Below are 14,162 nucleotides of genomic sequence, written 5' to 3' on the forward strand. Positions count from 1 at the left end.
GTCCGTAGTTCCGGTCCAGAAAGGCCGCAGCCACCATGGTGCAGATCAAGACCCCCGAGCAGATCGCCAAGATGCGTGAGGCGGGGCTGGTCGTCGCAGCGATCCATGCGGCCACGCGGGAGGCGGCGGTACCCGGCGCGACCACCCGGGACCTGGACGAGGTCGCGCGCAAGGTGCTGGAGGAGCACGGCGCCAAGTCGAACTTCCTCGGGTACGGCGGATTCCCCGCGACCATCTGCACCTCGGCCAACGAGGTCGTCGTCCACGGCATCCCGGACGACAAGACCGTCCTGAAGGACGGCGACATCATCTCCATCGACGCCGGCGCGATCGTGGACGGCTGGCACGGCGACGCCGCGTTCACCGCGTTCGTGGGCTCCGGCCACGCCCCGGAGCTGATCGAGCTCTCCCGGGTGACCGAGGAGTCGATGTGGGCGGGCATCGCGGCCATGAAGGCGGGAGGCCGCCTGGTCGACATCTCCCGTGCCATCGAGACCTACATCCGCCGCCAGCCGAAGCCCGGCGGCGGCAAGTACGGCATCGTCGAGGACTACGGCGGCCACGGCATCGGCACCGAGATGCACATGGACCCGCACCTGCTGAACTACGTCGAGCGCAAGCGGGGCAAGGGCCCCAAGCTCGTTCCCGGTCTGTGCCTCGCGATCGAGCCGATGGTGTCGCTCGGCACACCGCGGACCGAGGTGCTGGAGGACGACTGGACCGTGGTCACCACGGACGGGACCTGGTCCTCGCACTGGGAGCACTCCGTGGCGCTGACGGCGGAGGGCCCGCTGGTCCTCACCGCTCCCGACTGCGGCCGGGCGAAGCTCGCCGAGTACGGCGTCACGGCGGCCCCCGACCCCCTCGCGGGCTGAATCAACCGCATGTGAGTTCGCAAGATCGCGCAATATCGATCTTGTGTTCGATATTGCGCTCCGCATTTAGTCGGCCCCCCATTCTTCGACGGCCGCGCAATCGGCCCGCCCCGCCCCTCGCGCATACCGCGCCGAAGGGCGGGGCATCGTCATGAGTGCCGGGGGAGGGCGGCGGCCAATTCGTCTTTCCGGGAGCCCTGACGTAGACTGACTCGTCGGCTCTCGTGCACCCGCATGTCTGCATGCGCTCGCACGAAGTCGATCAAGGTAGTCGATTCGAAGGGCAAAGCGTGGCCAAGAAGCAAGGTGCCATCGAGATCGAGGGCACTGTCGTTGAGTCTCTTCCGAACGCGATGTTCAAGGTGGAGCTCCAGAACGGCCACCAGGTCCTGGCGCACATCAGCGGCAAGATGCGCATGCACTACATCCGCATCCTCCCTGACGACCGGGTCGTGGTGGAGTTGTCTCCGTACGACCTGACGCGCGGCCGGATCGTCTACCGCTACAAGTAGATCTTGCCTTGCTCCGTGTCCCGGTTCCGGGATGCGGGGGGTGGCACTGACCCGGAGAACCTCACCTAATGAAGGTCAAGCCGAGCGTCAAGAAGATCTGCGACAAGTGCAGGGTGATCCGCCGTCACGGTCGGGTCATGGTCATCTGCGAAAACCCGCGCCACAAGCAGCGCCAGGGCTGACGCACGACCGCACCTTCTGCACCCGCAGATACTTCGCGCGACGCAAGCAGTACATGTTCATACGCAGGATCCAGGGCTGAGTCTCATCAGGCCTGACACCCCCGGTCGGAGGCCGGGGACCCGGTTCGTACCGACTCCCAGATCCCTGGATCAGAGGACGACGGCGGGCGGGATCCGGTTCTGCGGAAGACCTCCGAACGACAACTGGAGCCATTGAATGGCACGCGTTTCCGGTGTTGACATCCCGCGCGAAAAGCGTGTGGAGGTCGCCCTCACCTACGTGTTCGGCATCGGCCGGACCCTTTCCCAGCAGACGCTGGCCGAGACTGGCGTGAACCCCAACACGCGCGTTCGTGACCTCTCCGAGGAGGAGCTGGTCAAGATCCGCGAGTACGTGGACGCCAACATCAAGACCGAGGGTGACCTCCGTCGCGAGATTCAGGCCGACATCCGCCGCAAGGTGGAGATCGGTTGCTACCAGGGTCTGCGCCACCGTCGTGGCCTGCCCGTTCACGGTCAGCGCACCAGCACGAACGCTCGTACCCGCAAGGGCCCGCGTCGCGCCATCGCCGGTAAGAAGAAGCCGGGCAAGAAGTAGTCCTCAGCGGACAACGCTTCATCAGCGGTCTTCGCTGTAGGACCGACCACCTCCCCGTAGGAGAAACAGATGCCCCCCAAGGGTCGTCAGGGCGCCGCCAAGAAGGTGCGCCGCAAGGAAAAGAAGAACGTCGCTCACGGGCACGCTCACATCAAGAGCACGTTCAACAACACGATCGTCTCGATCACGGACCCCTCGGGCAACGTGATCTCCTGGGCCTCCGCCGGCCACGTCGGCTTCAAGGGCTCGCGCAAGTCCACCCCCTTCGCCGCGCAGATGGCCGCCGAGTCGGCCGCCCGCCGCGCGCAGGAGCACGGCATGCGCAAGGTTGACGTCTTCGTGAAGGGCCCGGGCTCCGGTCGCGAGACCGCGATCCGCTCCCTCCAGGCCACTGGCCTCGAGGTCGGCTCGATCCAGGACGTCACCCCCACCCCGCACAACGGCTGCCGTCCGCCGAAGCGCCGCCGCGTCTGACGCACGGCTGCTCGGTCGTCGATCTCGGCGGCCCTGTGCAGGTTCGAGGTTTTCGGGCGGTACGGCTCCGTAAAAGGGCCGTATCGCCCGTACCCTTGCTGTACCCGGCCTCTTCGGAGGCCTGGTTTTGTCGGGCGTCAAATAGCGGGCGTCCACGAATGAAGGATCTGATCACCACATGCTGATCGCTCAGCGCCCCTCGTTGACCGAAGAGGTCGTCGACGAATTCCGCTCCCGGTTCGTGATCGAGCCGCTGGAGCCGGGCTTCGGCTACACCCTCGGCAACTCCCTGCGCCGCACCCTCCTCTCGTCGATCCCCGGCGCTGCTGTCACCAGCATCCGCATCGACGGTGTCCTGCACGAGTTCACCACCGTGCCGGGCGTCAAGGAGGACGTCACCGACCTGATCCTCAACATCAAGCAGCTGGTCGTCTCCTCGGAGCACGACGAGCCGGTCGTGATGTACCTGCGCAAGCAGGGCCCGGGTCTGGTCACCGCCGCCGACATCGCGCCCCCGGCCGGTGTCGAGGTCCACAACCCCGACCTCGTCCTCGCCACGCTCAACGGCAAGGGCAAGCTGGAGATGGAGCTGACCGTCGAGCGCGGTCGCGGCTACGTCTCCGCCGTTCAGAACAAGCAGGTCGGTCAGGAGATCGGGCGCATCCCGGTCGACTCGATCTACTCGCCGGTGCTGAAGGTCACGTACAAGGTCGAGGCGACCCGTGTCGAGCAGCGCACCGACTTCGACAAGCTGATCGTCGACGTCGAGACCAAGCAGGCCATGCGTCCCCGTGACGCCATGGCGTCGGCCGGCAAGACCCTGGTCGAGCTGTTCGGTCTGGCCCGTGAGCTCAACATCGACGCCGAGGGCATCGACATGGGCCCGTCCCCCACGGACGCCGCCCTCGCCGCTGATCTCGCCCTGCCGATCGAGGAGCTCGAGCTCACCGTTCGGTCGTACAACTGCCTCAAGCGTGAGGGCATCCACTCCGTGGGTGAGCTCGTCGCCCGCTCCGAGGCCGACCTCCTGGACATCCGCAACTTCGGTGCGAAGTCCATCGACGAGGTCAAGGCGAAGCTGGCCGGCATGGGCCTGGCCCTCAAGGACAGCCCGCCCGGATTCGACCCGACCGCCGCTGCCGACGCCTTCGGCGCCGACGACGACGCGGACGCGGGTTTCGTGGAGACCGAGCAGTACTGAGCCCCAGTACTGGGACGGCTTCCGTCCTCCGGGGTCCTTCGGGACCCCGGATCTTCGACGGGCAATCGCCCGCTCGGACACTGACTCCGGTACCTGATACGGCCGGGGCAGACACCTAGGAGAAACAATGCCGAAGCCCGCCAAGGGTGCCCGTCTGGGCGGCAGCGCCGCGCACGAGAAGCTGCTCCTCGCGAACCTCGCGAAGTCGCTCTTCGAGCACGGCCGCATCACCACCACCGAGGCCAAGGCCCGTCGCCTGCGTCCCTACGCGGAGCGTCTGGTCACCAAGGCGAAGAAGGGCGACCTTCACAACCGCCGTCAGGTGCTCTCGGTGATCACGGACAAGAGCATCGTGCACACGCTCTTCACCGAGATCGGCCCGCGCTACGAGAACCGCCCGGGTGGTTACACCCGTATCACCAAGATCGGTAACCGCCGTGGCGACAACGCGCCCATGGCCGTCATCGAGCTGGTGGAGGCCCTGACCGTGGCCCAGCAGGCCACCGGTGAGGCCGAGGCCGCCACCAAGCGTGCCGCCAAGGAGACCGAGGCCCCGGCCAAGGTCGAGGACACCAAGGTCGAGGACGCCGTCGAGGCTCCCGCCGAGGAGTCGAAGGACGCCTGAGGCACTGCCTTGCTGTGAGCGGGTCCGTCCCTTCGGGGGCGGGCCCGCTTTCGCGTTCCCGGGAGGATCCCGGGCTTGAGAGGATCTAGGTGTGAGTGACGAAGCGGAGCCCGGGTTCGTCCGGGTGCGGTTGGATCTGTCGTACGACGGGACCGAGTTCTCCGGATGGGCGCGGCAGGCCGCCGGACGCCGGACCGTGCAGGGCGAGATCGAGGACGCGCTGCGGACGGTGACGCGGACGAAGGACACCACGTACGAGCTGACCGTGGCCGGCCGGACCGACGCCGGGGTGCACGCGCGCGGCCAGGTGGCCCATGTCGACCTGCCCGGGGAACTGTGGGCCGAGCACCGGGAGAAGCTGCTGAAGCGGCTGGCCGGGAGGCTGCCCAAGGACGTGCGGGTGTGGTCGCTCACCGAGGCGCCGACCGGTTTCAACGCGCGGTTCTCGGCGATCTGGCGGCGCTACGCCTATCGCGTGACCGACGAACCGGGCGGCGTGGACCCGCTGCTGCGCAGTCATGTCCTGTGGCACGACTGGCCGTTGGACGTGGACGCCATGAACCGGGCCGCCGAACGGCTGCTGGGGGAGCACGACTTCGCCGCGTACTGCAAGAAGCGCGAGGGCGCGACGACCATCCGCACCCTTCAGCAACTGAGCCTGGTGCGCGGTGAGGACGGCGTCATCACCGCCACCGTGCGGGCCGACGCCTTCTGCCACAACATGGTGCGGTCGCTGATCGGGGCCCTGCTGTTCGTGGGGGACGGGCACCGCGGACCCGAGTGGCCGGGCAAGGTGCTGGCCGCCGGGGTACGGGACTCGGCCGTTCACGTCGTACGGCCGCACGGGCTGACGCTCGAGGAAGTCGGCTACCCCGCCGACGAGTTGCTGGCCGCGCGGAACAAGGAGGCCCGGAACAAGCGGACGTTGCCGGGAGCGGCGGGGTGCGCATCCTGCTGACGCCTGCTCACCGGTGCGGGGCCGCGCGGAGCCCGCTCGCCCGAGGGCCCGTCAACTGTGCGGAGCGGGCGGCCGGTCGGGGTTCGACGGGCGGGCGCGAGGGGCGGGTACCGGTGGGGGATCCGCCGGGCGTGTGCGCGGGGGGCACGGGCTGTCCGAGGAGGGGCGGAGCGGGCGGCGGCCGGTGTTCGAGGGCCGCCGCCCGGGACCGCTACTGGTTGGCCGCGGCCGATGCCTGGGCCTGGCCCCGCCTGCTGATCTGACGGAACGCGAACTCCGCGAGATCGTCGCCGGTCGTGAACACGGCGTTGTCCTTCGTCGTCACGTCCTTGCCGTTGGTGAAACCGGCGAGGGTGAAGTAGGCGTAACGGCCGTAGGCGTTGGTCGTCGAGCGGCACACGGCCGCGTCGCAGAACGCCTTGATGCCGTTGCCGGGCAGCGAGGCGATGATGCTCTTGCTGTCCGCGTCGGCCTTGGCCTTGCTCGCCTCGGCCTCGGTGTCGAAGACCGCGACGCCGACCGTCACCGCCACCCCGTCCTTGACGTAGGTGACCCGCATGAAGCGGGTGCAGCCGTCCTTCTTCAGGACCGGCGGCAGCGTGCCCTTCACGGCCGAGGCGCAGTTCTTCGTGTCCGCCGTCGGACCCTTGCGGTACACGCGGTTGCCCATGGTGAGCTGCGTGCCGGGGAAGAGGATGTCCGGGCTCAGCGGCGCGGTGTCCTTCTGCGCGCTGGCTATGAACTGCTTCGGATCCAGCGGCGGCGGAGCCGAGGTCGGCTCGAAGGACGGCGCCGGTGTCGTGGCGCCGGGGAGGTCCGCGCTGGCGGGCAGTCCGGACGGCTGGTTTCCGGCCTCGTTGCTCCCGTTCGCGCCGGTGATGGCCATGGCCACGGCAGCGCCGACGGCGACGGTGGCCACGGCCCCGCCCACGATGAACAGCACTTTGCGGCGCTTGTTGCGCGTTTCGGAAGCCTCCGCCATGGCGGCCCAGTCGGGATTCCCTGTGGAACGCTGGTTGTTCCACTGAGGCGTTTGCTGAGACCCCGGCTTCCAGGGGTCCCACGGGGGCTGCCCCTGCCCACCCTGCCCATAACTCATGCGCCGCATCTTAGACGGGGGTTGGGGGGTGCCGGTCAGGTCCACCGGGCACTTGAGCCCCTAGCGTGATCTGAATGCGCAAGGGCAAAAGTGACATCTCAGGGTGGTTGGTGCGTAGGGTCTCCCGGCACGCGCGGGCGGCCTCGTTCACCGTGCCGAGCGCCCGAGCTGCGGGTACTGCTCCCGCCGGCGGCGACCGCTCCGCCGGCGGCGCGCCGGACCTGCGCGCCGCGGGTCCACGGTGTCCCTGGCACAGCCGTCTCGGGGTGCCTGGACCCGCCGGGCTCCCGCCGGGTTCCTGCCGGGTCTCTGCCGGGCTTCGGGCACCCGGTCCCGCTCGGCGGCGGGACCGTGACCGCCGCCGCGGTGGTCCTGGTGCCGGCCCTGGCGTCCCGGCGGGGCGGCGCTGCTGCTGCCCGATCCTGCGGCGTTCGTCACAGGACGCCGCCGTTCCCGGTGTCCCGGCCGTCGTGCGGCCACGGTCCGCTCGTCGTGGTGCCGCTGCTGCTCGCGGGCTGCGGTGTCCCGGTTCGGCGGGCCCGTGGGCCCTGGTTCCGGCCGTCGCCGGTGCCGCAGGTGGCCGGCGAGGACCGGCCCCGGCCGGGAGCGGTGACCCGGCGTTCTTTCCGGGACTGCTTTACCCTGTGTGTGATGACTGCATCGGTGGCGCTCCGGCGTCGCCGGCACCTGCCGCTCGCCGGCCCGGACCGCTTCGTCGCCCAGCGACGGGGACGACGGGCCACGAGGGTGTGAGCGCTCGCGTTTTGACCCTTGCGGGCCACCGCGGGTAAGCTTGCAGTTCGTTATGTGTATTGGCTTGCTCATTCTCACGTGAGGGGCCCTTACACCGGTCCACCGGGGCCGATGACCAGCGACCAGCACGCGGTATGCGTCACCGCAGTGCGGTCAGGGCTGTCGTGATCGTCCGTGGTGGCCATGTCAGGACCCACTCACTGAAGAAGCGAAGGCTACGACCGTGCGTACGTACAGCCCCAAGCCCGGCGACATCACTCGCCAGTGGTACGTCATCGACGCCCAGGATGTCGTCCTGGGTCGTCTGGCGACCACTGCTGCGAACATCCTGCGGGGCAAGCACAAGCCGATCTACGCCCCCCACGTCGACGCTGGTGACTTCGTCATCATCATCAACGCGGACAAGGTGCACCTCTCCGGCAACAAGAAGACCCAGAAGCTGGCGTACCGCCACTCCGGTTACCCGGGTGGTCTGCGCTCCGTCCGTTACGACGAGCTGCTGGCGAAGAACCCCGAGAAGGCCGTCGAGAAGGCCATCCGGGGCATGGTTCCCAAGAACACCCTGGGCCGTCAGGTGCTCTCGAAGCTGAAGGTCTACGCGGGCGAGAACCACCCGCACGCTGCGCAGCAGCCGGTCCCGTTCGAGATCACCCAGGTCGCGCAGTAGTTCCGGCCACCCCCTAAGACGAAAAAGAATCTGAGGAGAATCGTGGCCGAGACCACCGTTGAGCAGCCGGTCGAAGAGACTGAGACCGAGCTTGTCGACATCGAGAGCTACACCAGCGAGTCCGAGGTCCCCCTCGAGGGCGAGTACACCTCGGAGTCGCTCGCGGGCCGCTTCGGCGACCCGCAGCCGGCCGCCGGCCTGGGCCGTCGCAAGAACGCCATCGCCCGCGTCCGGATCGTTCCGGGCACCGGCAAGTGGAAGATCAACGGCCGCACCCTTGAGGACTACTTCCCCAACAAGGTGCACCAGCAGGAAGTCAACGAGCCCTTCAAGGTGCTCGAGCTCGACAACCGCTACGACGTCATCGCCCGCATCGCGGGTGGCGGTGTCTCCGGTCAGGCCGGTGCCCTGCGCCTCGGCGTGGCCCGTGCGCTGAACGAGGCCGACGTGGACAACAACCGCGGCGCCCTCAAGAAGGCCGGCTTCCTCAAGCGCGACGACCGTGCGGTCGAGCGCAAGAAGGCCGGTCTCAAGAAGGCCCGCAAGGCCCCGCAGTACAGCAAGCGTTAATCTTCGCTGCTTGCTTCTGCGCGTAACAACGCGTAGCCCCGAACGCCCCGGCGGCACTCACCGTGCTGCCGGGGCGTTCGTTTATCACAGTGGTTGGGCGTATAACGGCACAAGGTGCTCAAAGGCTCATGTGATCGGATGACTTCCGTATCCTTCGGGGGATTTCCATACTCTGCAGCTTTCTCAGGAGGACAAGTGGGACGACTCTTCGGCACGGACGGCGTCCGCGGTGTCGCCAACGCGGATCTGACGGCTGAGCTCGCGCTCGGGCTCTCCGTGGCGGCGGCGCACGTGCTCGCCGAGGCGGGCACGTTCGAAGGCCACCGGCCGGTAGCGGTGGTCGGACGGGATCCGCGCGCGTCCGGGGAGTTCCTGGAGGCCGCCGTGGTCGCCGGCCTCGCCAGCGCCGGTGTGGACGTCCTGCGGGTCGGTGTGCTGCCCACCCCGGCGGTGGCGTATCTCACCGGGGCGCTCGGCGCCGACCTCGGCGTGATGCTCTCCGCGAGCCACAACGCCATGCCCGACAACGGCATCAAGTTCTTCGCGCGCGGCGGGCACAAGCTCGCCGACGAGCTGGAGGACCGGATCGAGGGCGTCTACGAGGAGCACCGCACCGGTGCTCCCTGGGACCGCCCCACCGGCTCGGGCGTCGGCCGGGTGAACACCTACGACCAGGGCTTCGACCAGTACGTCGCCCACCTCATCGGTGTTCTCCCGAACCGCCTCGACGGTCTGAAGGTCGTCCTCGACGAGGCGCACGGCGCCGCCGCCCGGGTGTCCCCCGAGGCCTTCGCGCGGGCCGGTGCCGAGATCGTCACCATCGGCGCGGAGCCCGACGGGCTCAACATCAACGACGGCTGCGGCTCCACCCACCTGGACCTCCTCAAGGCCGCCGTCGTCGAGCACGGCGCCGACCTCGGCATCGCGCACGACGGCGACGCCGACCGCTGCCTGGCCGTGGACCACACGGGCGAGGAGATCGACGGCGACCAGATCCTGGCCGTTCTCGCGCTGGCGATGCGGGAGCGTTCCGTACTGCGCTCCGACACCGTTGTCGCGACGGTCATGTCCAACCTGGGCTTCAAGCTCGCCATGGAGCGCGAGGGCGTCGCCTTCGTCCAGACGGGGGTCGGCGACCGCTACGTCCTGGAGGAGATGAAGCGGCACGGCTACGCGCTCGGCGGCGAGCAGTCCGGCCACGTCATCGTCCTCGACCACGCCACCACCGGCGACGGCACGCTCACCGGCCTGCTGCTGGCCGCCCGGGTCGCCCAGACCGGCCGTACGCTCCAGGACCTCGCCTCGGTCATGGAGCGGCTGCCGCAGGTCCTCGTCAACGTCCCCGACGTCGACAGGACGCGGGTGAACACCTCCGCCGAACTGGCCGCCGCGGTGGCCGACGCGGAGCAGGAGCTCGGCACCACCGGACGGGTGCTGCTGCGTCCCTCCGGCACCGAGCCGCTGGTCCGTGTCATGGTCGAGGCCGCCGACATCGACCACGCCCGGTCGGTGGCCGCCCGCCTCGCCGACGCCGTGAAGTCGGCACTCGGCTAGCCCCCCGCGAAGCCGTGAGGCCCGGCCCCCACGGGGGCCGGGCCTCACGGCTTCGCGCGTTCGCGCACGCGCGCGGGGCGTTTCCTCACCGTGCCGGGTCCGGTGCCACGGTCCGGCGCCCGCGCTGCACCGCCCAGAGCCACTTCTGGGCCATCAGCGTGAGCGTGCCGGCGACCACGATGCCGAGCAGGTTGAACAGCAGCTGCTTGGTGGAGCCCCAGGTCTGGCCCATGTCGCCGTAGCTCAGCGCCACAGCGGCGTTCGCGGCGGCCGGGACCGTCGTCACGGAGATCGCGACGCCGACCAGGGCGCCGGACTTCGCCGAGGTCAGCGACAGCATGCCGGCGGCGCCCGCGAGCACCGCGACGACGAAGGAGAACCAGTCCGGGGCGTAGACGAAGCCGGTGTTGGGGCGCGGCCCCTCCAGCTGCGCCTCGCTGAACAGGCCCACGGCGTCCATGAACAGGCTGAAGAGCACCGTCACCGCCATGGCGATCGCGAAGCCCGCCAGCAGCGCCGTCAGGGAACGCAGGGCGAGGCGTCCGCCACGTTGCACGATCGCCGTGCACAGACCGGCGAGCGGGCCGAACTCCGGTCCCACGGCCATGGCGCCGACGATCAGCACCGCGTTGTCGAGCACCACGCCGCAGGCCGCGATCATCGTGGCGATCGTGATGAACGCGACGTAGGTGACCGACAGCGTCGACTCCTCGTGCGTGGCCTCCTCCAGGTGCTCCCACAGCACCGCGTCGACGCCCTCGCCCGGGGCTTCCTCCTCGGCCTTGTCGGCCCGCCTCGACAGGGACAGGTCGATGTCCTCGACCGCGATCGAGCCCGTGCGGTCGATGCCCCTCTCGCGCAGGCCGCGGATGAGTTCGTCCCCCGCCTCGCGGGCGACGTCGCACATGACGACGTCGCCCGCCGGGTTGCGGGCGGCGCCGGGAAGGACGACGAGGTGCGTGGTGCCGACCGTTTTCTCGATCAGACGTACGACGTCGTCGGTCCGGTCGGCGGGAGTGATCAGGCGCAGGTGCAGCATGGCCGCAGGGTAGCCGTCACGTACGAGGCGGCGTCCGCCGGACTACAGCTTGCGCAGGCTCAGGCGCTGGACCTTGTGGTCCGGGCCCTTGCGTACGACGAGGGTCGCCCGGCCGCGGGTGGGAGCCACGTTCTCCAGCAGGTTCGGTTTGTTGATGGTGCGCCAGGTCGTCCGGGCGTAGTCGAGGGCCTCCTCCTCGGAGACCTGGGTGTACTTGCGGAAGTACGAGTCGGGCTTCTGGAAGGCCGTCGCGCGCAGCTTGCGGAAGCGGTTCAGGTACCAGCGCTCGATGTCCTCGGGGCGGGCGTCGACGTACACGCTGAAGTCGAAGTAGTCCGCGAGGCCGACCCGGGTGCGGCCGTCCTTGCCGGGCAGCGCGGGCTGCAGCACGTTCAGGCCCTCGACGATGAGGATGTCGGGGCGGCGCACGGTGAGCCGCTCGCCGGGCACGATGTCGTAGATCAGGTGCGAGTAGACGGGCGCCGTCACCTCGTCCTTGCCCGCCTTGATGTCGGCGACGAACCGGGTCAGGGCCCGGCGGTCGTACGACTCGGGGAAGCCCTTGCGGGACATCAGCCCGCGCGCCTCCAGGTCCTTGGTGGGGAGCAGGAAGCCGTCCGTGGTGACCAGTTCGACGCGGGGGTGCTCGGGCCAGCGGGAGAGCAGCGCCTGGAGCAGTCGGGCCACGGTGGACTTGCCGACGGCCACGGAACCGGCGACGCCTATGACGAACGGGGTGCCGGACTGCGATCCCGTCTCGCCGAGGAAGGTGTTCAGCGCGCCTCTGAGCCCGTCCGTGGCACCGATGTACAGGTTCAGCAGCCGTGACAGCGGCAGATAGATGTCCCGCACCTCGTCGAGGTCGATGACATCGCCCAGACCGCGCAGCTTCTCGACCTCCGCGGCGTTCAGCGGGAGCGGCGTCTTTTCACGCAGCGCGCTCCACTCGGCACGGGTGAGGTCGACGTAGGGAGTCGCCTCCGGCTTGGACCGGTGGGCGCTCCGCGGCGACGAGGAGACCGGAGAGATCACAGTCCATTGTTACGGGAGTATGGACGAGATGGAGGGTGGGGTCCGTCACGCCGGGTGACACCCGAGCGGTCCCGGGAGCGCGCGGACGCCTCCGGAAGGACGCCGGAATTTCCGATATCGGGCACGGTGAGCCTGATTCGGGACGGCGGCGGACCGTACGCTGCCGCCATGTGCGGAATCGTGGGTTATGTGGGGTCGCAGTCGGCGCTCGACGTGGTGATGGCCGGACTGAAGCGACTCGAGTACCGGGGATACGACTCGGCGGGCGTCGCCGTCCTGGCGGACGGGGGGCTCGCCGTCGCGAAGAAGGCCGGGAAACTGGTCAACCTGGAGAAGGAGCTGAGCGGCCGGCCGCTGCCGGCCGGGACGACGGGGATCGGGCACACCCGCTGGGCCACCCACGGAGGCCCCACGGACGCCAACGCCCATCCCCACCTCGACAACGCGGGCCGGGTCGCCGTCGTCCACAACGGCATCATCGAGAACTTCGCCCTGCTGCGCGCCGAACTGGCCGAGCGGGGGCACGACCTGGCCTCCGAGACGGACACCGAGGTGGTCGCCCATCTGCTCGCCGAGGAGTACTCCTCGTGCGCGGACCTGGCCGAGGCCATGCGGCTGGTGTGCCGGCGCCTGGAGGGCGCGTTCACCCTGGTCGCGGTGGACGCCGACGAGCCGGACGTGGTCGTCGGCGCGCGCCGCAACTCGCCGCTGGTGGTCGGGGTCGGGGACGGCGAGGCCTTCCTCGCCTCGGACGTCGCCGCGTTCATCGCCCACACCCGCTCCGCGATCGAACTGGGACAGGACCAGGTGGTCGAACTGCGCCGCGACGGCGTGCGGGTCACCGGGTTCGACGGCAGCCCCGCCGAGGTCCGCTCGTACCACGTCGACTGGGACGCGTCGGCGGCGGAGAAGGGCGGCTACGACTACTTCATGCTCAAGGAGATCGCCGAGCAGCCCAAGGCGGTCGCCGACACCCTGCTGGGACGGATCGACGCGGCCGGTTCGCTGACCCTCGACGAGGTGCGCATCCCGGTGCGGGCGCTGCGCGAGGCCGACAAGGTCGTCATCGTCGCCTGCGGGACCGCCTTCCACGCCGGGCTGATCGCCAAGTACGCCATCGAGCACTGGACGCGCATCCCGTGCGAGGTGGAGCTGGCCAGCGAGTTCCGCTACCGGGACCCGATCCTGGACCGGCAGACGCTCGTCATCGCCATCTCCCAGTCCGGCGAGACCATGGACACGCTGATGGCGCTGCGGCACGCCCGCGAGCAGGGCGCCCGGGTGCTGGCGATCTGCAACACCAACGGCTCGACGATCCCGCGCGAGTCCGACGCGGTGCTGTACACGCACGCGGGACCCGAGGTCGCCGTCGCCTCCACCAAGGCGTTCCTCACCCAGCTCGTGGCCTGCTACCTGGTGGCGCTGTACCTGGGCCAGGTGCGCGGCACCAAGTGGGGCGACGAGATCCAGGCCGTCATCCGGGAGCTGTCCCGCATCTCCCGCGAGGTCGAGCGGGTCCTGGAGACCATGGAGCCCGTACGGGAGCTCGCGCGCTCCCTCGCGGACAAGAACACCGTGCTGTTCCTCGGGCGGCACGTCGGCTACCCGGTCGCCCTGGAAGGCGCGCTCAAGCTCAAGGAGCTGGCGTACATGCACGCCGAGGGCTTCGCGGCGGGAGAGCTGAAGCACGGCCCGATCGCGCTGATCGAGGACGACATGCCGGTCGTGGTCGTGGCCCCGTCGCCGCGCGGGCGCTCGGTCCTGCACGACAAGATCGTCTCCAACATCCAGGAGATCCGGGCCCGGGGCGCCCGCACGATCGTCATCGCGGAGGAGGGCGACGAGGCGGTCGTCCCGTACGCCGACCACCTCATCCGCATCCCGGCCACGCCGACGCTGCTCCAGCCGCTGGTGTCGACGGTCCCGCTCCAGGTGTTCGCCTGCGAACTCGCGACGGCTCGGGGCAACGAGGTGGACCAGCCGCGCAACCTGGCGAAGTCGGTGACGGTGGAGTGAGCGGCGC

The 14,162-nt window shown here is 69.4% G+C and carries 15 protein-coding genes; 12 read left to right on the forward strand and 3 right to left on the reverse strand.

The features are described 5' to 3' along the window. The first annotated feature begins 35 nt into the window (after nt 1-35). The 8 genes from map to truA all read left to right on the forward strand — a co-directional run bounded on the left by map (nt 36) and on the right by truA (nt 5,425). On the forward strand, nt 36-875 hold the full coding sequence (gene map, locus ACH4S8_RS28055; RefSeq protein ID WP_398398780.1) for a type I methionyl aminopeptidase: 840 nt from the start codon (nt 36-38) through the stop codon (nt 873-875). A gap of 290 nt (nt 876-1,165) precedes the next feature. Then, the gene (gene infA, locus ACH4S8_RS28060; RefSeq protein ID WP_003948620.1) at nt 1,166-1,387 is read left to right on the forward strand and encodes a translation initiation factor IF-1; all 222 of its coding nucleotides are present in this window, start codon (nt 1,166-1,168) and stop codon (nt 1,385-1,387) included. Between the two features lie 68 nt (nt 1,388-1,455). Then, nucleotides 1,456-1,569: a 50S ribosomal protein L36 gene (gene rpmJ, locus ACH4S8_RS28065; protein ID WP_003998809.1), complete on the forward strand. Its 114-nt coding sequence runs from the start codon at nt 1,456-1,458 to the stop codon at nt 1,567-1,569. 217 nt (nt 1,570-1,786) lie between these two features. Next, nucleotides 1,787-2,167: a 30S ribosomal protein S13 gene (gene rpsM / locus ACH4S8_RS28070; RefSeq protein WP_060901485.1), complete on the forward strand. Its 381-nt coding sequence runs from the start codon at nt 1,787-1,789 to the stop codon at nt 2,165-2,167. A gap of 69 nt (nt 2,168-2,236) precedes the next feature. After that, complete coding sequence (gene rpsK / locus ACH4S8_RS28075) at nt 2,237-2,641, forward strand: 30S ribosomal protein S11 (protein ID WP_003956432.1); 405 nt, start codon at nt 2,237-2,239, stop codon at nt 2,639-2,641. A 178-nt stretch (nt 2,642-2,819) separates the two neighbouring features. Next, complete coding sequence (locus ACH4S8_RS28080) at nt 2,820-3,842, forward strand: DNA-directed RNA polymerase subunit alpha (protein ID WP_003966937.1); 1,023 nt, start codon at nt 2,820-2,822, stop codon at nt 3,840-3,842. Between the two features lie 127 nt (nt 3,843-3,969). Beyond that, the gene (gene rplQ, locus ACH4S8_RS28085) at nt 3,970-4,467 is read left to right on the forward strand and encodes a 50S ribosomal protein L17 (RefSeq protein WP_356755684.1); all 498 of its coding nucleotides are present in this window, start codon (nt 3,970-3,972) and stop codon (nt 4,465-4,467) included. 91 nt (nt 4,468-4,558) lie between these two features. Further along, the gene (gene truA, locus ACH4S8_RS28090; protein ID WP_398398783.1) at nt 4,559-5,425 is read left to right on the forward strand and encodes a tRNA pseudouridine(38-40) synthase TruA; all 867 of its coding nucleotides are present in this window, start codon (nt 4,559-4,561) and stop codon (nt 5,423-5,425) included. A gap of 211 nt (nt 5,426-5,636) precedes the next feature. On the opposite strand, the gene ACH4S8_RS28095 is transcribed toward truA, so the two are convergent. Next, nucleotides 5,637-6,524: a hypothetical protein gene (locus tag ACH4S8_RS28095; protein ID WP_398398785.1), complete on the reverse strand. Its 888-nt coding sequence runs from the start codon at nt 6,522-6,524 to the stop codon at nt 5,637-5,639. A 976-nt stretch (nt 6,525-7,500) separates the two neighbouring features. Between ACH4S8_RS28095 and rplM the strand changes: the two genes are divergently transcribed. The 3 genes from rplM (at nt 7,501) to glmM (ending at nt 10,068) form a co-directional block, all read left to right on the forward strand. Then, nucleotides 7,501-7,944 carry a 50S ribosomal protein L13 gene (gene rplM, locus ACH4S8_RS28100; protein WP_037626954.1) on the forward strand — a complete coding sequence of 148 codons (444 nt, stop codon included), beginning with the start codon at nt 7,501-7,503 and terminating at the stop codon, nt 7,942-7,944. 42 nt (nt 7,945-7,986) lie between these two features. After that, the gene (gene rpsI, locus ACH4S8_RS28105; protein ID WP_398398788.1) at nt 7,987-8,514 is read left to right on the forward strand and encodes a 30S ribosomal protein S9; all 528 of its coding nucleotides are present in this window, start codon (nt 7,987-7,989) and stop codon (nt 8,512-8,514) included. A 195-nt stretch (nt 8,515-8,709) separates the two neighbouring features. Further along, the gene (gene glmM / locus ACH4S8_RS28110) at nt 8,710-10,068 is read left to right on the forward strand and encodes a phosphoglucosamine mutase (protein ID WP_398398790.1); all 1,359 of its coding nucleotides are present in this window, start codon (nt 8,710-8,712) and stop codon (nt 10,066-10,068) included. Nucleotides 10,069-10,153: 85 nt separating this feature from the next. On the opposite strand, the gene ACH4S8_RS28115 is transcribed toward glmM, so the two are convergent. Both ACH4S8_RS28115 and coaA read right to left on the reverse strand, forming a co-directional pair. After that, on the reverse strand, nt 10,154-11,107 hold the full coding sequence (locus ACH4S8_RS28115; protein WP_398398792.1) for a DUF389 domain-containing protein: 954 nt from the start codon (nt 11,105-11,107) through the stop codon (nt 10,154-10,156). 42 nt (nt 11,108-11,149) lie between these two features. Next, nucleotides 11,150-12,139 carry a type I pantothenate kinase gene (gene coaA / locus ACH4S8_RS28120; protein WP_398398794.1) on the reverse strand — a complete coding sequence of 330 codons (990 nt, stop codon included), beginning with the start codon at nt 12,137-12,139 and terminating at the stop codon, nt 11,150-11,152. A gap of 168 nt (nt 12,140-12,307) precedes the next feature. Here coaA and glmS point away from each other — a divergent pair, with 168 nt between their 5' ends. Beyond that, nucleotides 12,308-14,155 (forward strand): glutamine--fructose-6-phosphate transaminase (isomerizing), encoded by a 1,848-nt coding sequence (glmS, locus tag ACH4S8_RS28125; protein WP_398398796.1) that lies wholly within the window; start codon nt 12,308-12,310, stop codon nt 14,153-14,155. Nucleotides 14,156-14,162 lie beyond the last annotated feature (7 nt).

Source organism: Streptomyces sp. NPDC021080, from assembly GCF_044333225.1.
In the GTDB taxonomy this organism is placed as follows: Bacteria; Actinomycetota; Actinomycetes; order Streptomycetales; family Streptomycetaceae; genus Streptomyces.